The sequence below is a fragment of the Methylobacillus methanolivorans genome (assembly GCF_054588515.1).
Map to the genome: position 1 here is coordinate 180,147 of NZ_BAAILT010000001.1, position 23,572 is coordinate 203,718.

Consider the following 23,572-nt stretch of genomic DNA (forward strand, 5'->3'; position numbering starts at 1 on the left):
GTTTCAATAGGAGATATAAATGGCTGCAAAACAAGTGATTTTCGGTGATGAGGCACGTGCCAAGATTGTTAATGGCGTTAACGTTCTGGCGAATGCTGTTAAGGTAACCCTGGGCCCTAAGGGCCGTAACGTTGTGCTGGAGCGTTCTTTCGGCTCCCCAACCGTGACTAAGGACGGTGTTTCCGTTGCCAAGGAAATCGAACTGAGCGACAAGCTGGAAAACATGGGCGCTCAACTGGTCAAGGAAGTAGCTTCCAAGACCAATGACAACGCTGGTGACGGTACAACAACAGCTACCGTTCTGGCACAAGCGATCGTACGTGAAGGTTTCAAATACGTTGCTGCTGGCTTCAACCCAACTGACCTCAAACGCGGTATCGACAAGGCTGTGGCCGAAATCGTTAACGAGATCAAGGCAATCTCCAAGCCCACTACCACCAGCAAGGAAATTGCGCAGGTTGGTTCCATCTCCGCTAACTCCGACGCTGACATCGGCCAGATCATCGCCGACGCGATGGACAAGGTAGGCAAGGAAGGCGTTATCACTGTTGAAGACGGTTCTGGCCTGGAAAACGAACTAGACGTCGTTGAAGGTATGCAATTTGACCGTGGCTACCTGTCCCCATACTTCATCAACAACCCAGAGCGTCAAATCGCCCTGCTGGACAATCCTTTCGTTCTGCTGTTCGACAAGAAGATTTCCAACATCCGTGACCTGTTGCCAACACTGGAGCAAGTAGCGAAGGCTGGTCGTCCTCTGCTGATCATCGCTGAAGATGTAGAAGGCGAAGCATTGGCTACCCTGGTAGTGAACAACATCCGTGGCATCCTGAAGACTGTTGCTGTTAAGGCGCCTGGCTTTGGTGACCGTCGCAAGGCCATGCTGGAAGATATCGCCATCTTGACAGGCGGTACCGTGATCGCTGAAGAAGTTGGCCTGAGCCTGGAAAAGGTAACCCTGGAAAACCTGGGTCAAGCCAAGCGTATCGAAGTAGGCAAGGAAAACACCACCATCATTGATGGCGCTGGTTCCGAAAACAACATCAAGGTGCGTATCGAACAGATCAAGAAGCAGATCGAAGAAGCCTCCAGCGACTACGATCGTGAAAAGCTGCAAGAACGCGTAGCCAAGCTGGCTGGCGGTGTTGCCGTGATCAAGGTTGGTGCTGCGACTGAAACCGAAATGAAGGAAAAGAAGGCTCGCGTTGAAGATGCATTGCACGCTACTCGCGCTGCTGTTGAAGAAGGCATTGTGCCTGGCGGTGGTGTTGCCCTGCTGCGTGCCCGTGCTTCCATCAAGGAACTGAAGGGTGAAAACCCAGATCAAGACGCAGGTATCAAGATCGTGCTGCGCGCGATTGAAGAGCCATTGCGCCAGATCGTGGCTAACGCTGGTGACGAGCCATCTGTGGTTGTGAACAAGGTACTGGAAGGTACTGGCAACTACGGTTACAACGCTTCCAACGGCACTTACGGCGACCTGGTTGAACTCGGTGTTCTCGATCCAGCCAAGGTAACACGTTCCGCGCTGCAAAACGCTGCTTCTGTTGCTTCCCTGATTCTGACTACTGATGCACTGGTTGCAGAATTGCCTAAGGACGATGCAGCACCTGCAATGCCTGACGCAGGTGGCATGGGCGGTATGGGCTTCTAAATTTAGCCTTATCGCACAAAAGGGTTGCTTTCCAGCAACCCTGCCCCTTAAAAGCCCTGGGATACCAGGGCTTTTTTATTGTTATTTGTCATCACCTTCAGCTTATTTGATTGATACCGGCCGCCGTCAATTCGTCATACTCAAGGTGCAAAATATTTATTAGCAACAAACAATGATTTGGGCATATACTCGCTAACGAGTAGCATTCATTAAAGCGTGATGTTGCATTAGATGCAGCAAGCTCGCCACAAACGACAGACAAAAAAAACCCCGATTAAAGGGGAGTAAAATCGGGGTTAAGCATTTAAGCCTCATTGGGATAAGGCTTCCCGCTCAGGGAGGAAAGCGGGAGACGAGTGCGTCGTCTGGAAAATAAGACCGGGCCTTATACGGATAGTTCACAAAAAGTGCGGCTTTTACATCTGCTTACAATTGCGCACTAAAAAGGCGCAACGACTGCATTCCCTATCGATAATCAGTACCCATCGTAAATTCTCATCGCGCTTGCCCTGCTACGCAGGTGCTGCGTGCTCCTCGATATTCAATCGCATTCTTGCTCAACATACGATTGCACGATCCAGCCGATCCATCCATTTCATCAACAGAAGAAGTAGTGAACCTGCGCTAATGGTTCTCTTGCTTGCGCTCACCTGCGATAATGCAGGCTATGATGAATTCGACCTCCCCCACCTCCCTGCTTGACGGCCTCAACGATAAACAGCTAGAAGCTGTGACCCTCCCACACCAATCCGCATTGATTCTCGCAGGCGCTGGCAGTGGCAAAACCCGCGTTCTGACAACGAGGATTGCCTGGCTGATCCAGACCGGGCAAGTCTCTCCTCATGGCATTTTGTCAGTGACGTTTACCAACAAGGCCGCCAAGGAAATGCTGACGCGATTGGGTGCGATGCTGCCCATCAACATTCGCGGCATGTGGGCGGGCACTTTCCATGGCTTGTGTAATCGCTTGCTGAGAGCGCACCATCGCGAGGCCGAGTTACCAGCGACATTCCAGATTCTGGACACGGCTGATCAGCTCTCTTCCATCAAGCGCGTGATGAAAGCAATGAATGTTGATGACGAGAAGTTCCCACCCAAGCAGGTGCTGGGCTATATCAATAGCTGCAAGGAAGAAGGCCTGCGTGCTTATGCAGTGGAAGCCTACGACAGCCATTCACAACGCATGCGCGAAATTTTCGAGGAGTACGACAAGCAATGCCAACGCGAAGGTGTAGTCGACTTTGCCGAACTGCTGCTGCGCTGCTATGAGCTTTTGAGCCGAAACAACAGCATCCGCGAACATTACCAGCACCGATTCAAGTACATTCTGGTCGATGAGTTCCAGGATACCAACCGCCTGCAATATCTGTGGCTGAAATTACTCGCGGGCGCGGATAACTGCATCTTTGCCGTCGGCGACGACGACCAATCCATCTATGCCTTCCGCGGCGCTCGCGTGGGCAATATGCGCGATTTCGAGCATGACTTCAACGTGCAAAATATCGTCAAGCTGGAGCAGAACTACCGCTCCCACAGCAATATCCTCGATGCAGCAAACGCCATCATCATGCATAACCGCAACCGGCTGGGTAAAAACCTCTGGACCTCCGCGGGCAAGGGTGAGCCGATTCGCATCTATGAAGGTTACAACGACAAGGATGAAGCCACTTTCATCGTTGATGAGATCAAGGCCTTGCACAAGGAAGGTACAGAACTCAGCCAGATCGCCCTACTCTACCGTTCCAATGCGCAATCACGCATCCTAGAACACGAACTGTTTTCAGCCAATCTGCCTTATCGCGTCTATGGTGGCTTGCGCTTCTTCGAGCGTGCTGAAATCAAGCATGCTCTCGCCTATTTACGCCTGATCGCAAGCGGCGATGATGATACCGCTTTGTTGCGCGTCATCAACTTCCCTACTCGCGGCATCGGTGCACGCAGCCTGGAACAATTGCAGGAACTGGCACGCCAGCAAGACAGCAGCTTGTGGCAGGCAGCCTGTGCCAAGGCAGGGGATGGCAAGCCAGGCCGGGGGCTGGATGGCTTTGTTGCATTGATCAAGCAAATGCAGGAAGAATCCGTCGGCCTGACACTGGCTGAGCAAGTAGAGCTGGCTACCCGCCTATCCGGCCTGCGTGATCATTATGCCGCGGACAAGGAAGGTGAAGACCGCCTTGCCAACCTGGATGAACTGGTCAATGCCGCCATTGCCTTCATGAATCAAGACATCGGTATGCAGGTGGACGAAAACGGCGAGGTTGCCATGTCCATCCTTGCACAATTCCTCGCCCATGCCAGCCTGGAGGCGGGTGAGCACCAGGCCGATGTTGGCCGTGATGCCCTGCAACTCATGACCGTGCATGCCGCCAAGGGGCTAGAGTTTAATACCGTGTTTATCAGTGGGCTGGAAGAAGGCCTGTTCCCGCATGAGCAAAGCAGCTATGAATCCAATGGCCTGGAAGAAGAACGCCGCCTGATGTACGTAGCCGTGACCCGTGCACGCCAGCGGCTTTATATCAGCTTTGCGCAAAACCGCATGTTGCATGGCCAGGTACGTTACGGCATTCCATCACGTTTCCTGGATGAAATTCCGGAAGACTTGGTCAAGCGCCTGAACACTGTCTCTAACAAATCCTATGGCAACAGCAGCCAATATACGCCACCGCCCCCTGTAGCGGCGCGCCCTCAGGCCAACATGCCCTGGAAAATCGGCCAGGCCGTGGCCCATGCCAAGTTTGGGCAAGGCGTGGTAGTGAACTACGAGGGAAATGCCAACGACCTGCGTGTGCAGGTCAATTTTGGCAAAGAAGGATTGAAGTGGCTGGCGCTGGAATACGCCAAGCTGGAAGCGCTATAGCAGCTCGACGCTGTCAGGCCGCGGCATCTTGAAAATGTCGCGGTTGCTGACATACTGGAATGCCAGCATAAGGGCGCTGGCAAACAGCATGCAGGCAAACACCAACACCAGCATCAACAGGCCTCCCATGGATGAAGAAGCAGCAGACATCATCCCCACCAGTATTCCCGCCAGCGTCATGCTCAACATGATGATCAGGGTAACTGATACCCAGGTCAGCAACAAGGGCAACAAATACTGGATAAATGCCGCCAGGCTGGACTTGATGGCCTGCACCACGGAATATTGCTGAAAAGCCACCAACGCTGGCGCAAACCAGATCACCAATACCAGTGGCACCAATAACAACATCAGCTTGGTCAGGATGGGAATGGATTGCTCCAATACCTGTTCAGGATTGGATTCACTCTTGGCCAGTGCATCCAGCTTCATGGCATCATCTGCAGTCAGCAGGTTAATCAGCAGCACATACACCACACAAATGGCGCCCAAGGCCAGCAATTTCCTGAAGCTAGGCTTGATTTCATTGAGCAGGTCACCCAGGTCACTCTCGCGACCAAGATCGGCATCACGATAAAACCCCACGGCAAGCGCGAGGAAAGCAGGCAACAAAAGGAAAGAAATGAATTTCAGGCCAATCAGGCCTGGCAACATGGCAAAGAAAAACACGTGGGCAAGGCCCAGCAGCATCCACTTGCCTGGCTTCTGGCGAAACAAGGCCAGAATATCGCGCACCCAGGCATTCACTTGACCGAAAACGGTTGGTTTAACTTGCATCTTGTCCCCTAAATTGCTGGTCATCTTGCGCCAGTCTTATCAGGCTGCACCGCAGCCTAGTGCGTTAATTGACCCAGTTTTCCAATAGCTGTTCACGTTTTTTGATGCTATTACGCAGGATATGCTCGAAATAAACTGGATCTTTAGCATGCGTCAACTCACCTGCCTGAGGGAAATGCAGGTCATTGAGGCGCGACAACCAGAAGCGCATCGCCGCTACCCGCAACATACCAGGCCAGGCCTGATGCTCATCTGCGCCCAAGGCGCGCACGGCATGATAGGCGTTGAGTAGTGCCTGCACCCGCACGGCATCCAAACTACCATCTGGGTTGACGCACCAATCATTCACGGCAATCGCAATGTCATACAGCAAGACATCTTGGCAAGCATAGTAAAAATCAATCACGCCACCGACCTTGTCGCCATCCATCAACACATTGTCACGGAAAAGGTCAGCGTGGATCACGCCACGCGGCAAGGCACTGGTATCAAACCCTTGCTCAAACTCGAGCTGGACATCGAGCATCTGGCGGTTTTCTGCTTCCAGGAATGGGGCCACCTTAGCTGCCGTTGCCACACGCCAGCGTTGACAGCGCAGGTTACTCATGTCGGCCTTGAAACTGGCACCAGCCACATGCATGCGTGCCAGCACATTGCCAATTTCGGCACAATGCTGCGGCGTTACTATCTCCAGCGACTTGCCCGCCAGACAGCTCACCAGGGCGGCAGGCTTACCATTGAGCTCACCCAATGCAGCGCCTGTATTGTTCTTAACCGGGTGCGGGCAAGGAATCCCCCGCTCAGCCAGATGCGTCATCAGGTTGAGGAAATTAGGCAACTCCTCCGCACTATGCTCTTCAAACAGCGTGAGCACATACCGCCCGCTTGTTGTGGTAACGAAGTAATTGGTATTGGTGATACCCGATGCAATCCCCTGCAGATCAAGCAAGTCGCCTAAGGCATAGCCCTTAAGCCATTGCTGCATTTGCTCGAATGAAACGGTGGTAAATACGGACATAGAAAACTTTTGGAAAACCGGGGAAAGTGGAAATGAGGGCTAAACCACGCCCTCCTCAGGCATCAGCAACTCAATGGTTAGAACCGGAACAAGACCCACTTGGGGATACTGACGGTGGGGGCGATATCGCCCTCGCTACGTGCCCAGCCTGCATTTGAGTCTTCCTTGGTCATGTAATATGGCGCGCCCACTTTTGGCGTGACCTTGATCATGTACAAGTTACCATTGATACGGTATTCCTCGACGGTATCTTCACCCTTCTTGGTGATCGTCACCTCTGGCTCAGGGTTCTCACCTTCCATACCGGCAGGAGGTGGAGGAGGCTCAGGCAAAGGCTCCAGATTATCTGGAATCTCAGCAGCAGAGGCCATCAGCGGCAAAAGAAACGCCAACATCAGCAAAATTTTATGGGTACGCATGACAACCTCAGCTCAGAATAATGCAGCAATTCTATCAAATACCCCCCTTAGCCAAAAGGGCGGTGTTGCTTATTAACAACAAGATATTGGCGCGACCGAGCACCGCTGCCAACACACCTCCTGCTTACAAGTAGAACTGCATGATTTGCTGCTCAGTGGGTGATGGTTCAAAACCTCTGGTTTCATAATGCTTGAAGATGGCCTCCACGATCTCATGAGGCTTGTCGATCACCTGTAATAAATCGAGGTCTTCCGGCGAAATCATGCCCTCAGGCGCCAGAGTTTCCTTGATCCAGGACAACATGCCGCGCCAGAATGGTTCATGCACCAGAATCAGCGGGATCCTGCGTGTCTTGGCAGTTTGGATGAGAGTAAGCGCCTCCATCAACTCATCCAGCGTACCAAAACCACCCGGCATCACTACGTAAGCCGAGGCATATTTCACAAACATGACTTTACGCATGAAAAAATGCTGAAAGTTCTGGCTGATGTCCTGGTATGGATTGCCCTTTTGCTCGTGCGGCAATTCGATATTGAGGCCGATGCTGGGCGATTTCCCCTTGTATGCACCCTTGTTGGCAGCTTCCATGATACCGGGACCACCGCCAGAAATGACGCTGAATCCGGCATCTGACAAGAGCCGGGCAATTTCTTCCGTCAGTTTGTAATAGGGGTGATCAGGCGGGGTGCGCGCGCTACCGAAAATGGAGACCGCGGGCGTGATTTCCTTCATGCGCTCGGTCGCCTCGACGAATTCTGCCATAATCTCGAAAGCTCGCCATGATTCGCGCGCCGAGTACTTTTTATTGGGTAAATCGGGATCAAGAATCTTGGGAAGTTTTTTTGCAGCTGACATAAGGTTCCACACTCAAAAAATGAAAACATTGTTATTAGTGGACGGTTCGTCCTACCTCTATCGCGCCTTCCATGCCATGCCAGACCTGCGTAACAAGGCTGGCGAGCCCACCGGCGCCATTCAGGGCGTACTTAACATGCTGCGCCGCCTGCATAAAGACTACCCAGCCGATTATAGCGCTTGTGTATTTGATGCCAAAGGCAAAACTTTCCGCGACGATATCTACCAAGAATACAAGGCCAATCGTGCTTCCATGCCGGATGACCTGCGCCTGCAAATAGAGCCTTTGCATCGCGCCATACAGGCCATGGGCTGGCCGCTGATCGTCGAAGACGGGGTGGAAGCCGATGACGTGATTGGTGCCCTGGCGAAACAGGCAGAGCGCGAAGGCATGCGGGTGATTATTTCCACAGGCGACAAAGACATTTCACAGTTAGTGAACCCCCATGTCACCGTGGTCAACACCATGCGTGATGCCTTCAGGAAAACCGATGAGATGCTGGATGAAGCCGGGGTTGAGGCCAAGTTTGGCGTACCACCCAGCTTGATGGTGGATTACCTGATCCTGATCGGAGACAGCTCGGACAATGTGCCGGGCGTGGAAAAAGTCGGCCCCAAGACTGCGGTCAAATGGCTGACCCAATATGGCTCGCTAGACAACATCATTGCCAATGCCGACAAGATCACGGGCGTTGTAGGTGAAAACCTGCGTAAAGCCCTGCCCTGGCTGCCCACAGCCCGCGAGCTCATCACCATACGCTGCGATGTTGGCATACAGGAAAACCTCTCCGACCTCGCCCCACGACCGCAGGACAGGGATACCCTGATTGAGTTGTTTGACCGTTTTGAATTCAAGACCCTGCGCCGCGAATTAGATGCCGTCCCTGCGGCATCCAACACCACCGCAGCAGCCAGTAATATGCCGACTGACTTGTTTGCAGCCTCTGCCGCCACTACGCGCCACTTCGAAACCATATTCACTGAAGCCGCCTTGCAAAACTGGCTGGATAAACTCAGCCAGGCCACACTGGTATGTTTTGACACGGAAACCACTTCATTAGACCCGTTGACGGCAAAACTGGTCGGCATGTCATTTTCCGTCACGCCTGGTGAAGCAGCTTATCTGCCGCTGCGCCACGACTACCCTGGCGCACCTGACCAATTGTCATTTGACGCCACGCTCGCCCGCATCAAACCACTGTTGGAAAACCCGGATATCAAGAAGGTGGGGCAAAACCTCAAGTACGATAAGCATGTACTGGCCAATCACGGCATCCAGCTCAATGGCATCGCCCACGATACGCTGCTGCAATCTTATGTGCTGGAAAGCCATCGCACCCATGGCATGGATGACCTCGCTATGCGCCACCTGGGTGTAAAAACCATCACCTACGAAGAAATCGCAGGCAAGGGCGCCAAGCAAGTACCATTCAGCCAGGTAGCCGTGGAGCAAGCCGCGGAATATGCAGCCGAAGATGCCGACATCACGCTGCAGTTGCACCAGAACCTTTACCCGCAGGTGGCAGACGATGCCAAGTTGCAATTTGTATACAGCCAAATCGAAATGCCGGTACTGGATATTCTTTACACCATAGAACGCAACGGTGTGCTGATAGACCAAGCCATGCTGCAAGCGCAAAGCCATGAGATCGGCCAAAAACTGATCGGGCTTGAACAACAGGCCTATGAATTGGCTGGGCAACCGTTCAACCTCGGCTCACCCAAGCAATTGCAGGAAATCCTCTTTGGCAAACTCGGCATCAAGCCCCTGAAGAAAACGCCAAGCGGCGCACCTTCCACCGATGAGGATGTGTTGCAGGAACTGGCATTGGACTATCCATTGCCCAAAGTATTGCTGGAATATCGCGGACTCGCCAAGCTGAAATCCACTTACACCGACAAGCTGCCGCGCATGATCAACCCTGACACGGGTCGCGTGCATACCAGCTACAGCCAGGCCGTGGCTATTACCGGGCGCTTGGCTAGCTCGGACCCCAATTTGCAGAATATCCCGGTACGCACTGCCGAAGGCCGGCGCATTCGCGAAGCCTTTATCGCCAACCCGGGTCACAGCATTATCTCTGCCGATTACTCGCAAATCGAGTTACGCATCATGGCACACCTTTCACAAGATGAAGGCCTGTTGAGCGCATTCGCCAAGGGGGAAGATATTCACCGCGCCACCGCGGCCGAAATTTTTGGCGTGGAGCGCGATGCTGTCACTAGCGAGCAACGCCGCTATGCCAAGGTGATCAACTTCGGCCTGATTTATGGCATGAGTGCATTTGGCCTGGCGCAAAACCTGAATATAGAACGTAGCGCTGCGCAAAGTTACATCGACCGTTACTTCGCACGCTACCCCGGCGTACGTAACTATATGCAAACCACGCGCGAAGCCGCCAAGGATAAGGGCTACGTGGAAACTTTCTTTGGCCGCAGGCTATGGGTACCCGAAATCAACAGCCCCAATGGCATGCGCCGTGCGGGTGCAGAACGTGCTGCCATCAATGCGCCTATGCAAGGCACAGCAGCTGATTTGATCAAACTGGCGATGATTGCCGTACAAGGTTGGCTGGACCGGGAAAAGCTGCAAAGCAAGCTCATCATGCAAGTGCACGATGAATTGGTACTGGAAGTGCCGGATGGAGAATTGGAACTGGTGAAGCAAACCCTGCCACAACTCATGCAAGGCGTTGCCAAGCTAGATGTACCTTTACTGGCGGAAGTAGGAGTTGGCACTAACTGGGAAGCAGCGCATTAAACCAGTGTGTGCCAGATCAAGCACAAGCTATTTGTCTTGTGCTTGATCCAGCTCTTTCAGGTAATACTCGATTTCCCACTCGCAACCACCGCAACCAGTCAAGGCACCCGTCATGTCGGCGATACCCTGCAGATCAAAGCCCTGTTGATGCAAGGCGCGAATCTTGCCGCGTTTCACCCCACTGCAAAAACAGAGGATTTCGTCGTCGGGATTGTCTTTTGGCTTACTCATACATTTGTTTTTTCAATAACAGCGGCCTATTTTACCCATTCAACGGCAAAAACTTGCAGAACATGACTGCTCTGAGGCAAATTAACAGCCATTCAAGGCGACATACCACAGCATGAACCATCATACTCCCCGCTTCGGTGCCATCATCATTGGCGATGAAATCCTCTCAGGCAAACGCCAGGATGGGCATTTATCCAAGGTGATTTCACTGCTTGCCGAGAGAGGTCTGGCCTTGTCCTGGGCAGAGTATCTCGGTGACGAGCGCCCGCAGATTGCCGCCACACTCAAGCGCACCATGGCACGCAAAGATGTCGTATTTTGCTTTGGCGGCATAGGTGCCACACCAGATGACCAAACGCGACAATCTGCTGCCGAGGCCGCGGGATTAGCCATTGCACGCCACCCTGGAGCGGTCGCAGAAATTGAAGCACGTTTCGGCGAATCTGCTTACCCGAAAAGAGTATTGATGGCAGACTTCCCTGCCGGTGCCGCACTCATTCCTAACCCAGTGAATCGTGTCCCGGGCTTTTCCCTCGCCCAGCATTATTTCATGCCCGGTTTCCCGGAAATGGCATGGCCCATGACCGCATGGATACTGGATACGCATTACGCCCATTTGCATCACCAGCAAAAGATTACTGAATCCTCCATCCTGGTGTTTGATGCGGGCGAAAGCCAGTTGCTTGACCTCATGGGTGATATCACACGCACATACCCGGCCCTCAAGCTGTTCAGCCTGCCACGCCTGGATACACGCCGCACCATTGAACTCGGAGTCAAAGGCAACACGGAACAGGTGCATAGCGCCATGCAACATATCCAGGCAGCGCTGGAGACAGCAGGGTACCCTTGGCAGACTGTAGATCAAGCCTAATGGAATGCCGTCCAAGCTGCGGTGCATGCTGCATCGCCCCCTCTATCAGCAGCGCCATCCCAGGGATGCCTCTCGGCAAAAAAGCGGGAGAGCGCTGCATACAACTGGATTCGCAGAACCGCTGCATGATCTTCGGTCAAGCTGAACGCCCTGCGGTATGCGCCTCCCTAAAACCCAATGCAGAGATGTGTGGCGCCAGTAATACCCAAGCATTTATCTGGTTAACGCAGCTAGAACAATCTACCTCTCCCGATTAAGTCACGCCCAACTGAGGTGCATGCCGCCAGCCATCGTCGCACTTTAGTATCAAGTACAGCGCATTGAGCCTCTATCATCAGCTTGGCAAATCATTGACTTAGACCAACACCCGCCAGTGAGCAGTGATGAGTTTATTCTCAGGAATATTATTTGCTTAAAGCTTTCAACCTCATCACAAAGTACTTTCATGGCTTCTTTCAACCAACTGCCACTACGCAGCAAAGTATTGGCGATCGTCAGCACCATGGTGTTACTGGGCTTTGGCCTTACTATCGCGGTGCTGACCTACAAAGCCTCCACTCTGCAAAGCGAATCAGCATTGCAATACGCCCGCACTCTCTCCAGGCAACATGCCGAGGAAGTCAAGGCCGAAATCGAAAGCGCATTCGATACCGCACGCACGCTGGCCCAATCACTGGAAGGGCTGCACACGGCAGGTTTAGTCAATCGCAAGCTCGCAGACAATATGCTCAAGCACCTACTGGAAAACAATCCAGGATTCATTGGCATCTGGACCATCTGGGAACCCAATGCCTTTGATGGACGAGATAGTGAATTCGTGAACCAGGCTGGTACGGATGGCAGCGGACGTTACATCCCCTATTGGAACCGTGGCAGCGGCAAGGTCGAAGTCACAGCCCTCACGGATTATGACCAGCCTGGCGCTGGTGACTATTACCTACTCGCACGCAATAACGCTGAGGAAACCCTGCTAGAACCTTACGAATACGAAATCAATGGCAAAAATGTGTTGATCACCAGCATGGCGGTGCCTATCCGCTACCAAGGCAAGGTGGTAGGTGTGGCAGGGGTGGATATGCTGCTGTCTGAATTCCAGAAAAAAGTCAGTCAAATCAAGCCGTTTAAGCATGGCTTTGCCAGCTTGCTCTCTCACCAAGGCAGTTATATCGGTGATCGTGATGCCGCCAATGTTGGCAAGCCCACACCCAAAGCAACGGATTGGGAGCGAATTCGCCAGGCCATTCGCGCAGGTGAAGGCTATGAAGATAAAGCGCTAGACAGCGTACTCAAGACTACGGTCATGCGCATCTTCCAGCCGATTCATATCGCGCAAAGCCAGACACCTTGGTCCTTTGCAATCTCGGTGCCAGAAGACCAAGTCTTGCAAGGTGTTCGTAACCTGCGCAATACCGCCATCATCATCGGCCTGCTCAGTGTCATCCTTGTCTCGGTTGCGCTGGCTTACCTACTGGACCGCATGGTGATTCGCCCGATTGGGGGGGAACCGGCAACAGCCTCGGATTTAGCGCATAACATTGCCGAGGGTAACCTGAATACACCTGTCTCGCTTGCCGCAGACGACAAGGACAGCATGCTGCACGCGATGAGCGCAATGCAAGAGCGTCTACGTCATATCGTGAGTGATATCCGTGCCATCAGTGAACATGTCTCCAGCGCCGCCTCGGAAATTGCCCTCGGTAATAGCGATCTCTCCAGCCGCACCGAAAACCAGGCAGCGTCACTGGAAGAAACAGCCGCCAGCGTCGAGCAACTCACCTCCACCGTAGAGCAGAATACCGAGCATGCTCGCACCGCCAACCAACTGGCTGCCTCTGCCTCAAGCACCGCGGCGCGTGCTAGCGACAAGGTGAGTGATGCCGTCAACACTATCCAGCAAATCAGCGAGGAGTCGCGCAAGATGTCGGACATCACCAGCGTCATTGAGGGCATCGCCTTTCAAACCAACATCCTGGCGCTAAATGCTGCAGTGGAGGCTGCCCGCGCAGGCGAGCAAGGACGTGGCTTTGCCGTCGTGGCGCAGGAAGTGCGCAACCTGGCCCAGCGTAGCGCCAGCGCTGCCAAGGAAATCAAGCAATTGATTGATGGCTCGATCAATATGATCACTCAAGGCTCTACGCAAGTCGTGGATGCTGGCAGTGCCATGCAGGATGTCGTCCATGCCGTGCAACAGGTCTCAGACATCATGACTGAAATTGCACATGCATCGGAGGAACAAAGCAGCGGTATTCAACAAATCAATATCGCGATTACCTCCATGGATGAAGTCACCCAGCAAAATGCCGCTTTGGTAGAAGAAGCAATGGCCGCCGCACATTCGCTGGATGACCAGGCCCAACAATTGATCAAGGCAATTTCCGTTTTTAAATTGTCATGAAAACGCGTCCATATAAAAGCAGGAGAGATTAAGTCACCCAGCCCATTAGGCGTGCAAGTTAAAGTAAAACATTGAGTTAACTTCCCTGTATTGAAGCGAAAGTGGAATCAACGCCATGAATATGTGCTTTGTTCTCCTTCGATTTGCATATAAAATAGGCAGCTTTTCCATGTCACTGATACGGTTATAGTCTGGTGCAGATCGGTCCTTACAAGCTAAAGAACAATCTGGTCGTCGCCCCCATGGCAGGCGTGACTGACCGGCCTTTCCGCGTGCTCTGCAAAAAAATGGGCGCAGGCCTTGCCGTGAGCGAGATGGTGACTTCCAACTCGCTGTTGTACGGTAGCGCCAAGACGCTGCGCCGTGCCAACCATGAAGGCGAAGTCGACCCGATCTCCGTCCAGATCGCTGGTGCCGACCCCAAGATGATGGCAGAAGCCGCCAAGCATAATGTGGATAACGGTGCCCAGATCATTGACATCAACATGGGCTGCCCCGCCAAGAAGATCTGTAACGTCATGGCCGGCTCCGCCCTGCTCAAGGACGAACCGCTAGTCGCGCAAATCCTCAAGGCAGTAGTCGCAGCAGTCGATGTACCGGTCACGCTCAAGATTCGCACTGGGTGGGACAAAAACAACCGCAATGCCGTGGCTGTCGCCAAGATGGCAGAAGACATCGGCGTAAAAGCACTTGCCATGCATGGCCGTACCCGCGCCTGCTTGTATATGGGCGATGCAGAATACGACACCATTGCCGCCGTCAAGCAAGCCATCAATATTCCGCTGATCGCCAATGGCGACATTACCACACCGGAAAAAGCCAAGTTCGTGCTTGACTACACCAAGGCTGACGCAGTGATGATAGGTCGCGCCGCACAAGGCCGCCCCTGGATTTTCCGCGAAACCGAGCACTTCCTTGCCACTGGCGAGCATTTGCCCGCACCGGAAGTGGACGAAATCCATCAAGTCATGCTGGAGCACATCCACGACCTGTACAACTTCTATGGCGAGCTGACTGGCATGCGTGTCGCACGCAAGCATATCTCCTGGTACACCAAAGGCCTGGTCGGGTCGGCAAACTTCCGCCACCACATGAACCAATTGCAGACAGTCGAAGAACAATTGCAGTCGATCAACGACTTCTTTAGCGAGCTCAAGCAGCGGGATACGCGTCTGCAATACACGGCTGAACCTGCCGCTGATGATGAGGCGATCGCCGCGTAATGAGTAGCCAGGATCTCGCCAGCTGCGTACGCGCGGCCCTGGATGAATATTTCAAGGACCTCGATGGTCAACCGCCCCATGCCGTCTACGACATGGTGCTGCAATGCATGGAAAAACCCTTGCTGGAATACGTACTGAACCGAGCGGGCGGCAACCAAAGCAAGGCAGCCGAGATTCTAGGCCTCAATCGCAATACCCTGCGTAAGAAACTCCAGCAACACAATCTTCAATAACCTCTCTTTTAATAAGCTTTTTCATTATGGCTGTGATCAAACGTGCGCTTATCAGTGTTTCTGATAAAACCGGCATCCTCGAATTTGCGAAAGCCCTTTCCGGCTTTGGCGTTGAAATCCTTTCCACCGGCGGTACTGCCAAGCTATTCCGTGACCACGGCATCGCCGTGATCGAAGTCAGCGACTACACTGGCTTCCCGGAAATGCTGGATGGCAGGGTCAAAACGCTACACCCCAAGGTACATGGTGGCCTGCTGGGTCGCCGCGAATTACCGGAGCATGTGGCTGCGATGCAACAGGCTGACATCCCCAATATCGATATGTTGGTGGTCAACCTTTACCCATTTGAAGCCACGGTGGCACGCCCTGATGCCACGCTTGAAGATGCGATCGAGAACATCGACATCGGCGGCCCAGCTATGGTGCGCTCTGCCGCCAAGAACTGGCAAGACGTTGCCGTATTGACCGATGCAGCCCAGTACGAAGATGTGTTGGCGGAAATGCGCAGTACCAATGGCGCCACCAGTAAGGCAACTCGCTTCGCCCTGTCTGTTGCGGCGTTCAACCGCATCAGCAACTATGATGGCGCGATTAGTGACTACCTGTCGTCCTTCAATGCCGACGGCACGCGCAATGAATTCCCAGGCCAAGTGAATGGTCGCCTGGTCAAGGTACAAGACCTGCGCTACGGCGAGAACCCACACCAGAAAGCTGCGTTCTACCGCGACCTGTACCCAGCCCCTGGCTCCTTGGTGACTGCGCAGCAACTGCAGGGCAAGGAACTCTCCTACAACAACATCGCCGATGCCGATGCAGCCTGGGAGGCCGTCAAGAGTTTCGACAGCACCGCCTGCGTCATCGTCAAGCACGCCAACCCGTGCGGCGTAGCTATTGACGCAAGCCCGCTTGAAGCCTATCAAAAAGCCTTCCAGACTGACCCCACTTCCGCATTTGGCGGCATCATTGCCTTTAATCACACCCTTGATCAGGCAACTGCAGAAGCTGTTTCCAAGCAGTTTGTTGAAGTGTTGATTGCCCCGGACTATACCGAGGAAGCGCTGGAGGTATTCAAGGCCAAGGCAAATGTACGCGTGCTGAAGATTGCGCTGCCTAGCGGCGGTGACAGCGCCTGGAGTCGTGGTCGCAACTCCCACGACACCAAGCGCGTAGGTTCAGGCCTTTTGATCCAGACGGCGGACAATCACGAAATCAATGTCGCTGACATCAAGGTCGTCACCAAGAAACAGCCTACGCCTGAGCAACTGGAAGACCTGCTCTTCGCCTGGCGCGTGGCCAAGTACGTAAAATCCAATGCCATCGTTTTCTGTGGCAACGGCATGACCTTGGGTGTAGGCGCAGGCCAGATGAGTCGTGTCGACAGTACTAAGATCGCTGCGATCAAGGCACAGAATGCCGGGCTAACCCTGCAAGGTTCTGCCGTGGCTTCCGATGCCTTCTTCCCATTCCGCGATGGCGTGGATGTGCTGGCAGAAGCCGGTGCTACCTGCGTCATCCAGCCAGGTGGCAGTATTCGTGATGATGAGGTGATTGCAGCAGCGGATGAGCATGGTTTGGTGATGATATTCACCAACATCCGCCACTTCCGCCATTGATCGTCATTGGCAAAGCGTCACTGGCGGCGTTGCACCACCTTGCCGTACTTCTTTGTACTGTCTGCGTCGATGCGCCTTGCCAGCAACACTTTGCCAATGACTCACTGGTTGCAGCTTTATAAAACCAGGGTGCAGTAAAATAGCAGTGTTTGGCTAATTGATAATCAAAGGGTAATGATGAAAGTTCTGGTAATTGGCGGCGGCGGACGTGAGCACGCACTTGCATGGAAACTCGCTCAGAGCGAGCGTATAAGCCGTGTATTTGTGGCACCAGGCAATGCAGGCACCGCGCTTGATCCCGATATGGTCAACGTGCCCATCACCGCCGTTCCCGATTTGGTCGAGTTTGCGCAAAAAGAACAGATCGGCCTCACTGTCGTCGGCCCAGAGGCTCCACTGTCACAAGGCGTTGTCGATGCCTTCCGTGCAGCCAATCTCAAAATATTTGGCCCTACTCAAGCAGCAGCCCAATTAGAAAGCTCCAAGGATTTCGCCAAGGCCTTCATGATCCGCCATGAAATCCCGACTGCAGCTTATGCCACGTTCACCGATACCGCAGCTGCCCATGACTATGTGAAGCAACAAGGCGCCCCTATCGTCATCAAGGCTGATGGATTGGCTGCTGGCAAGGGCGTGGTCGTCGCCATGAGCGAAGACGAAGCGCATGAGGCGATTGATGCCATGCTGGCTGACAATAAGCTAGGTGCCGCCGGTGCACGCGTGGTGATTGAGGAGTTCCTCACGGGCGAAGAAGCCAGCTTTATCGTCATGGTTGATGGTAAAAACATTTTGCCACTCGCCACCAGCCAGGATCACAAGCGCCTGCTCGACGGCGACCAAGGCCCGAACACTGGTGGCATGGGCGCTTACTCGCCAGCGCCTGTCGTAACACCCGACATCCACGCCAAAGTCATGCGTGAAATCATTGCGCCAACTGTGGCAGGCATGGCCAAGGATGGCATTCCCTATACCGGCTTTCTCTATGCAGGCCTCATGATCAGTGAAGATGGCAACGTCAAGACGCTGGAGTTCAACTGCCGCATGGGTGACCCCGAAACACAGCCTATCATGCTGCGCCTCAAGACCGACTTGGTTGGACTGGTAGAGCACGCTGTCAACGGCACCCTGAACGAAGCACAGACCGACTGGGATCGCCGCAGTGCCTTGGGCGTTGTACTGGCCTCGGCCAACTACCCGGAAACCCCACGCCTGGGTGACGAGATTACCGGCCTGCCGAAAACACTGGAAGATGCCCACGTCTTCCATGCAGGCAGCACCATCAAGGATGGTAAGGCCGTCACCAGCGGAGGCCGCGTACTATGCGTTGCTGCCTTGGGCGAAACCGTGAAATACGCGCAAGCACGCGCCTATAAGATTGTTGATGACATCCATTTCGATGGCATGCAGTTCCGCCGCGATATTGGCTACCGCGCCGTCAAATCCTAGGAAATCGATATCTTGCAAGCACGCGCACTACAGGCATTTCTTCGTAGCGGCGGTGTCATTGCCTATCCCACTGAGTCTTGCTTCGGGCTTGGTTGCGACCCAACCAACCCGCATGCACTCAAACGCCTGTTACGCATCAAGGGCCGCCCGCAACGCAAGGGCCTGATCGTCATTACTGACCGCTTTGCCCATTTGCAAGCACTGATTGCACCGACTACTCCTGAACAAAAGCAACGCATGTTCGAGCGTTGGCCAGGCCCGCATACATGGCTGGTGCCAGCATCAAAGCGTTGCCCTGCCCTGTTGCGGGGCAAGCATACCTCTCTGGCCGTGCGCGTCACGGCCAACCCATTCGCGGCGAACCTCTGCCGCAATGCTGGCATGGCATTGGTTTCCACCAGTGCCAACCACAACGGCCGGGTCCCGGCCAAAACCACTCGTGAATGTCTTCGCCTGTTTGGCAGCCGTGTCAAGGTCTTGCCCGGCAGGACTGGCGGCGCGAGTAAACCTTCGACCATACAGGATCTGCTCACGGGCACTATCCTGCGCCCGTGATGCCATATGATCCGGTGATACCTGGAGAGCTTCATGAACACCAATGCAATCTTCGACTACCTTCAAGGCCTGCAAACCCGCATCGTGGAATCTATCGAGCTGGTAGACGGCAAGCGCTTCCTGCACGATAGCTGGCAGCGAGCGGAAGGCGGTGGCGGCACGTCCTGCATGCTGGAAGAAGGTAATGTGTTCGAGCGCGCGGGTATCGGCTTCTCCCATGTCATCGGCAGCAAACTGCCGCCTTCTGCCAGCGTCGCCCACCCCGAGGCTGCCGGGCGCAGTTGGCAAGCCATGGGCGTTTCGCTTGTGTTCCATCCGCGTAACCCTTATGTCCCTACGGTGCATATGAACGTACGCTTCTTTGTGGCAGAAAAACCCGGCGAAGCCCCCATCTGGTGGTTTGGCGGTGGCATGGACCTTACGCCTTACTATGGCTTTGAAGAGGACGCGGTGCATTTCCATCGCACTTGCCGCGATGCAGTTGCGCCATTTGGCAACGACTATTACGACCGCTTCAAGAAAGAGTGCGATGAGTATTTCTACCTCAAGCACCGCAAAGAAGCGCGCGGCATAGGCGGTATTTTCTTTGATGACTTCAGCGAACTGGGCTTCGAGCAAAGCTTTGCCTTCCAGCGCAGCGTAGGCGATGCCTTCATCAATGCTTACCTGCCCATCGTGCAACGCCGCAAGGATACACCCTACGGCGAACGTGAGCGCGATTTCCAGGCTTACCGCCGGGGCCGCTATGTCGAGTTCAACCTGATCTATGATCGCGGCACCATCTTCGGCCTGCAATCCAATGGCCGCACCGAGTCCATCCTGTTGTCCATGCCGCCTATCGTCAAGTGGCGCTACGATTGGAAGCCAGAGGCAGGCTCCGCTGAAGCAAAGCTTTATACCGACTTCATCACTGGGCGTGATTGGCTAGCGGAAAGCACTCAGGCCAAATAAGCCAACATATGCCCAGGCTGGGTGAAATTGAGAGCCTGGGCATAATTCGTGCATACTAGAAAAACCAACTAGAACACCCTCAAAGGGAGCCCGTATGTTTGCACAACTCTTCCGCACCAAACCTGTCGCGGCTAGCCATCACAGCGGGCTAAGAAAATGCCTGACTGCATTTGATCTCGCCTTACTGGGCGTGGGTTGTGCCATCGGAACGGGCATCTTTGTACTGACAGGCATTGCCGCTGCCATGTATTCTGGCCCTGCCGTCATCGTTTCCTTCATCATCGCCGGGCTGGCAGCAGGATTTGCAGGCTTCGCTTATGCCGAACTCGCAGCCTCAGTCGGTGGTTCTGGCAGTGCCTATGGCTATAGCTATGTGGCGTTTGGCGAATTCAGCGCCTGGATGATTGCCTGGATACTACTACTCGAATATGGCGTGGGGGCTGCCGCCGTTGCCAATGGCTGGTCGGGCTACTTTATCAACACACTGGCTAACTTCGGCATCCATATTCCAGAAACCTGGACCAAGGCACCTAGCCAAGGAGGCATCATCAACCTGCCCGCCTTTGGCATCATCTGGGTGTTGGTCCTAGTATTGATTAGCGGCGTCAAACAAAGCTCCACCGTCAATAACATCATGGTGGCCATCAAGCTCAGTACCATTGCCATCTTCCTCGCCATTGCCGTCGGGCATATCAATACAGATAACTGGCAGCCATTCTCGCCATTCGGTTGGTTTGCTACACAGCCAGATGGTAATAATATCGGCATCCTTGCAGGTGCCTCGTTAGTTTTTTTTGCCTACTTTGGTTTCGATGCCGTCTCCACCGCCGCCGATGAAGCCCGTAATCCACAGCGCGACCTACCTATCGGCCTCATCGCCTCCGTGACCTTCTGCACCATCGTCTACATACTGGTCTCAGGCACGCTCACCGGCGTTGTGCACTACTCTGACCTTAATGTCTCCTCCCCCGTTGCGTATGCGCTCAGCAAAATAGGCTACAGCTGGTCATCAACACTGGTTGCCACTGGCGTCCTGGCCGGGCTCATCACAGTATTACTGGTATTGCTGTATGGCCTCACCCGCATTCTCTACGCGATGAGCCGCGATGGACTACTGCCTGCCGCCTTTTCCAAGGTCGATCCAGAACGGCAATCACCCAATCGCGTCATCCTGTTCTGTGGCAGCATGATTTCCATCGTTGCCGGTTTCTTCCCGCTCGGTACCCTGGCAGAAACCGTCAATATTGGCACCCTCGCCAGTTTCGTCATGGTCTGCATCGGCGTCATCGTCCTGCGTAAACGCCAGCCCGACCTGCCACGCCCATTCAAGAACCCTTGGGGACCCACCATTCCCCTGCTAGGCATCGTCTCATGCAGCACATTAATGGCCTTCCTGCCTGGTGAAACCTGGCATCGTTTCCTCATCTGGGTAGGTATAGGCATTGTCACGTATTTCGCTTACTCCATGCATCACAGCAAACTCAGGCATCCCTAACCTAAGCCAATCTCAATGGCGTAGCGAGTGAAACGCGGCCAAGTGGCTGTTGGGTGTCTTCCTGTCTGGCGGAATCCACACTTGTGCTGTTGGGCAAAAAAAAGCCAGTCCACAAGGGACTGGCAGAAGGGACTACTAAAATGGAGATGAGCCCTGCCTTGCGGCAGGGATACTACTAACGATGGTTAGAGACTGAATACGTTGAGTGCACCACCACCAGGTGCTGCATTCCACTCCTTCAACTCCTTGTAACCACCGGCTGCGCCCAGACCATCGTTATCGTTGGTCAGGCCCAGATTCATTGCCACACCTGCCCAGCCACCAATGCCGGAGAGAACTGCGACGTATTGCTTGCCTTTGTGGCCATAGGTGATCGGGTTACCGACCACACCAGAACCCACGCGGAACTTCCAGAGTTCCTTACCGTTATTGGCGTCAACTGCCTTCAACCAACGATCCAGCGTGCCATAGAAGACAACATCAGATCCGGTAGCCAAGGCACCGCTCCAGACAGAGAACTTTTCTTTCTTGTACCAAGCTTGCTTGCCCTTGAGACCATCCCAAGCCATGAAACCACCCATCACGCCGTCAGGGCCAGGGTACATGCTCAGGGTTGCGCCCACCCAAGGCTGACCAGCCACATACTTCACTTCTACAGGCTCGTAATCCATGCAGACGTGGTTAAGCGGTACGTAGAACAACTTGGTCTTAGGGGAGTAAGCCGCTGGTTGCTGATCCTTCACACCCAGTGCAGCAGGGCAAATGCCTGTAACATTCACATCTTCATGGGTAGAGAACTTTGGATCTTTTTGTGGAATACCAGTAGCCAGATCAATGCCAGTCGCCCAGTTAACGAATGGATGCATCTTTTCAGCCACCAGCAACTTGCCAGTTTCACGGTTCAAGGTGTAGCCAAAACCATTACGGTCAAAATGGCTGGCCAATTTCTTGCCATCAGCTTCCCAAAGGATGGTTTCGTTGACAGCATCAAAGTCCCACTCATCGTGAGGAGTCAGCTGATAGCCCCACTTGGCAACACCAGTGTCCAAGTCACGCGCGAAAATAGTCATGGACCACTTGTTGTCGCCAGGACGTACATCTGGGTTCCAAACAGATGGGTTACCTGTGGAGTAGTAAACCAGGTTCAACGCGGAATCGTAGGAGTACCAACCCCAAGTAGCGCCACCACCTTGTTCCCAACCATTCTTGGTCGCTTGTGGCTTGAGCCATGTCTTCACGCCCAGGTCCTTTTCTGGGAACTTCAGCTTGTCCTTGGGCAGAGCCTTGTAGGAGCCGCCTTCTTTATTGCCACCGTTCACGTCTTCATAAACAGACAGTGCGCTGTAGTGAGGATTATCCTTGTTGAAGTCTTTACCGATCAGCACTTCACTGTCAGGGCCTGTGCTGTATGCACGCCATGCAATGGAGCCATCCTTGATGTTGTAAGCAGTCAGGTAGCAGCGCACGCCATATTCACCACCTGAACATCCAGTGATGACTTTATCCTTGAACACGTGAGGAGCATTTGTGGTTGTCGCACCTTGCTTCACGTCAACAACGGTTGTGTCCCATACCTTGGCACCAGTCTTGGCATCCAGAGCAACCAATACACCGTCGTTCTGTTGCAGGAAAATCTTGCCATCGCCATAAGCCAGGCCACGCGTTACGTTATCGCAGCACAACAATGCCTGGACGGAAGGATCTTGCTTGGGGAAGTAAGACCACTTGATCTTTTCTTCGTTGTTCAGATCAAGCGCATACACGTTGTTAGGGAAGGCAGTGGCAAAATACATGGTATCGCCAATCACCAGTGGCGCACCTTCATGGCCACGGTTAACACCGGTCGCAAACGTCCAGGCAGCCTTCAGGTTCTTAATGTTGGCCTTGTTGATCTGGGACAGCTTGCTGTAACCATTGCTGGAATAGTTCTTACGCTGTGACACCCACTGATTGTCATCCTGCATCAGCTTTTCCAGGTCGTCTGCTGCAAAAGCAGGAAGGGATACCAGGCCAATCAGGCCAGCACCCAGTGCTATTTTCAAATGCTTCGCTTTCAAGGGATATTCTCCGATAGTGTGTTTGTTGTTTTATTGCTGCGCTGATGTTCTCCACCTCAGCCAGCACCATGACCATGTCATCCGGTCATCAACTTGCAGGCCCTATTCAGCAATCCTCATGCCAGCCTTCATCACAATCAGGAATAATTCCCGAAAA

19 protein-coding genes are annotated in these 23,572 nt (G+C 53.7%); 13 read left to right on the top strand and 6 right to left on the bottom strand.

The annotated features are described in order from the left end of the window. Positions 1-19 precede the first annotated feature (19 nt). The gene (groL, locus tag LG202_RS00825; protein ID WP_230346543.1) at positions 20-1,654 is read left to right on the top strand and encodes a chaperonin GroEL; all 1,635 of its coding nucleotides are present in this window, start codon (positions 20-22) and stop codon (positions 1,652-1,654) included. A gap of 670 nt (positions 1,655-2,324) precedes the next feature. Continuing rightward, on the top strand, positions 2,325-4,511 hold the full coding sequence (uvrD, locus tag LG202_RS00830) for a DNA helicase II (protein ID WP_230346624.1): 2,187 nt from the start codon (positions 2,325-2,327) through the stop codon (positions 4,509-4,511). Here the strand turns inward: uvrD and LG202_RS00835 are convergent. The 4 genes from LG202_RS00835 to LG202_RS00850 all read right to left on the bottom strand — a co-directional run bounded on the left by LG202_RS00835 (position 4,506) and on the right by LG202_RS00850 (position 7,581). Then, on the bottom strand, positions 4,506-5,288 hold the full coding sequence (locus tag LG202_RS00835; protein WP_230346544.1) for a BPSS1780 family membrane protein: 783 nt from the start codon (positions 5,286-5,288) through the stop codon (positions 4,506-4,508). The genes uvrD and LG202_RS00835 overlap by 6 nt on opposite strands. 64 nt (positions 5,289-5,352) lie before the next feature. After that, positions 5,353-6,306 carry a homoserine kinase gene (thrB, locus tag LG202_RS00840; protein ID WP_230346545.1) on the bottom strand — a complete coding sequence of 318 codons (954 nt, stop codon included), beginning with the start codon at positions 6,304-6,306 and terminating at the stop codon, positions 5,353-5,355. 77 nt (positions 6,307-6,383) lie between these two features. Continuing rightward, positions 6,384-6,725, bottom strand: a complete 342-nt coding sequence (locus tag LG202_RS00845; protein ID WP_230346546.1) for a DUF2782 domain-containing protein — start codon at positions 6,723-6,725, stop codon at positions 6,384-6,386. A gap of 124 nt (positions 6,726-6,849) precedes the next feature. Then, positions 6,850-7,581, bottom strand: coding sequence for an LOG family protein (locus LG202_RS00850; RefSeq protein ID WP_230346547.1), 732 nt, complete (start codon positions 7,579-7,581; stop codon positions 6,850-6,852). A 19-nt stretch (positions 7,582-7,600) separates the two neighbouring features. Between LG202_RS00850 and polA the strand changes: the two genes are divergently transcribed. Next, positions 7,601-10,342 (top strand): DNA polymerase I, encoded by a 2,742-nt coding sequence (gene polA / locus LG202_RS00855; RefSeq protein WP_230346548.1) that lies wholly within the window; start codon positions 7,601-7,603, stop codon positions 10,340-10,342. A 27-nt stretch (positions 10,343-10,369) separates the two neighbouring features. Here polA and LG202_RS00860 read toward each other — a convergent pair whose 3' ends face one another. After that, entirely contained in the window at positions 10,370-10,573 is a 204-nt protein-coding gene (locus tag LG202_RS00860; RefSeq protein ID WP_230346549.1) for a (2Fe-2S)-binding protein, read from the bottom strand. Between the two features lie 112 nt (positions 10,574-10,685). Between LG202_RS00860 and LG202_RS00865 the strand changes: the two genes are divergently transcribed. The 10 genes from LG202_RS00865 (at position 10,686) to LG202_RS00910 (ending at position 21,358) form a co-directional block, all read left to right on the top strand. Beyond that, the gene (locus LG202_RS00865) at positions 10,686-11,447 is read left to right on the top strand and encodes a competence/damage-inducible protein A (RefSeq protein WP_230346550.1); all 762 of its coding nucleotides are present in this window, start codon (positions 10,686-10,688) and stop codon (positions 11,445-11,447) included. Beyond that, the gene (locus tag LG202_RS00870) at positions 11,447-11,704 is read left to right on the top strand and encodes a YkgJ family cysteine cluster protein (RefSeq protein WP_230346551.1); all 258 of its coding nucleotides are present in this window, start codon (positions 11,447-11,449) and stop codon (positions 11,702-11,704) included. Before LG202_RS00865 ends, LG202_RS00870 begins: the two co-directional genes overlap by 1 nt. Positions 11,705-11,892: 188 nt before the next feature. Beyond that, on the top strand, positions 11,893-13,842 hold the full coding sequence (locus LG202_RS00875) for a methyl-accepting chemotaxis protein (protein ID WP_459724124.1): 1,950 nt from the start codon (positions 11,893-11,895) through the stop codon (positions 13,840-13,842). Between the two features lie 194 nt (positions 13,843-14,036). Continuing rightward, positions 14,037-15,065: a tRNA dihydrouridine synthase DusB gene (gene dusB, locus LG202_RS00880; protein ID WP_230346552.1), complete on the top strand. Its 1,029-nt coding sequence runs from the start codon at positions 14,037-14,039 to the stop codon at positions 15,063-15,065. Continuing rightward, entirely contained in the window at positions 15,065-15,298 is a 234-nt protein-coding gene (locus tag LG202_RS00885; RefSeq protein WP_230346553.1) for a Fis family transcriptional regulator, read from the top strand. Before dusB ends, LG202_RS00885 begins: the two co-directional genes overlap by 1 nt. 26 nt (positions 15,299-15,324) lie before the next feature. Continuing rightward, on the top strand, positions 15,325-16,911 hold the full coding sequence (gene purH / locus LG202_RS00890) for a bifunctional phosphoribosylaminoimidazolecarboxamide formyltransferase/IMP cyclohydrolase (RefSeq protein WP_230346554.1): 1,587 nt from the start codon (positions 15,325-15,327) through the stop codon (positions 16,909-16,911). A gap of 177 nt (positions 16,912-17,088) precedes the next feature. Beyond that, positions 17,089-18,357, top strand: coding sequence for a phosphoribosylamine--glycine ligase (gene purD, locus LG202_RS00895; RefSeq protein ID WP_230346625.1), 1,269 nt, complete (start codon positions 17,089-17,091; stop codon positions 18,355-18,357). Between the two features lie 12 nt (positions 18,358-18,369). Beyond that, a complete protein-coding gene (locus tag LG202_RS00900) occupies positions 18,370-18,912 on the top strand; it encodes an L-threonylcarbamoyladenylate synthase type 1 TsaC (protein WP_230346555.1) in 543 nt (180 codons plus the stop codon). 33 nt (positions 18,913-18,945) lie between these two features. Further along, positions 18,946-19,863 (top strand): oxygen-dependent coproporphyrinogen oxidase, encoded by a 918-nt coding sequence (hemF, locus tag LG202_RS00905; protein WP_230346556.1) that lies wholly within the window; start codon positions 18,946-18,948, stop codon positions 19,861-19,863. Between the two features lie 94 nt (positions 19,864-19,957). Then, entirely contained in the window at positions 19,958-21,358 is a 1,401-nt protein-coding gene (locus LG202_RS00910; RefSeq protein WP_230346557.1) for an APC family permease, read from the top strand. Between the two features lie 185 nt (positions 21,359-21,543). Here LG202_RS00910 and LG202_RS00915 read toward each other — a convergent pair whose 3' ends face one another. Beyond that, the gene (locus LG202_RS00915) at positions 21,544-23,415 is read right to left on the bottom strand and encodes a methanol/ethanol family PQQ-dependent dehydrogenase (RefSeq protein WP_459724128.1); all 1,872 of its coding nucleotides are present in this window, start codon (positions 23,413-23,415) and stop codon (positions 21,544-21,546) included. Positions 23,416-23,572: the final 157 nt, after the last annotated feature.

Coding starts and splice junctions, on each gene's coding strand:
- groL (WP_230346543.1), top strand. CDS start 20: ATGGCTGCAAAACAAGTGATTTTCGGTGATGAGGCACGTGCCAAGATT.
- uvrD (WP_230346624.1), top strand. CDS start 2,325: ATGAATTCGACCTCCCCCACCTCCCTGCTTGACGGCCTCAACGATAAA.
- LG202_RS00835 (WP_230346544.1), bottom strand. CDS start 5,288: ATGCAAGTTAAACCAACCGTTTTCGGTCAAGTGAATGCCTGGGTGCGC.
- thrB (WP_230346545.1), bottom strand. CDS start 6,306: ATGTCCGTATTTACCACCGTTTCATTCGAGCAAATGCAGCAATGGCTT.
- LG202_RS00845 (WP_230346546.1), bottom strand. CDS start 6,725: ATGCGTACCCATAAAATTTTGCTGATGTTGGCGTTTCTTTTGCCGCTG.
- LG202_RS00850 (WP_230346547.1), bottom strand. CDS start 7,581: ATGTCAGCTGCAAAAAAACTTCCCAAGATTCTTGATCCCGATTTACCC.
- polA (WP_230346548.1), top strand. CDS start 7,601: ATGAAAACATTGTTATTAGTGGACGGTTCGTCCTACCTCTATCGCGCC.
- LG202_RS00860 (WP_230346549.1), bottom strand. CDS start 10,573: ATGAGTAAGCCAAAAGACAATCCCGACGACGAAATCCTCTGTTTTTGC.
- LG202_RS00865 (WP_230346550.1), top strand. CDS start 10,686: ATGAACCATCATACTCCCCGCTTCGGTGCCATCATCATTGGCGATGAA.
- LG202_RS00870 (WP_230346551.1), top strand. CDS start 11,447: ATGGAATGCCGTCCAAGCTGCGGTGCATGCTGCATCGCCCCCTCTATC.
- LG202_RS00875 (WP_459724124.1), top strand. CDS start 11,893: ATGGCTTCTTTCAACCAACTGCCACTACGCAGCAAAGTATTGGCGATC.
- LG202_RS00885 (WP_230346553.1), top strand. CDS start 15,065: ATGAGTAGCCAGGATCTCGCCAGCTGCGTACGCGCGGCCCTGGATGAA.
- purH (WP_230346554.1), top strand. CDS start 15,325: ATGGCTGTGATCAAACGTGCGCTTATCAGTGTTTCTGATAAAACCGGC.
- purD (WP_230346625.1), top strand. CDS start 17,089: ATGAAAGTTCTGGTAATTGGCGGCGGCGGACGTGAGCACGCACTTGCA.
- hemF (WP_230346556.1), top strand. CDS start 18,946: ATGAACACCAATGCAATCTTCGACTACCTTCAAGGCCTGCAAACCCGC.
- LG202_RS00910 (WP_230346557.1), top strand. CDS start 19,958: ATGTTTGCACAACTCTTCCGCACCAAACCTGTCGCGGCTAGCCATCAC.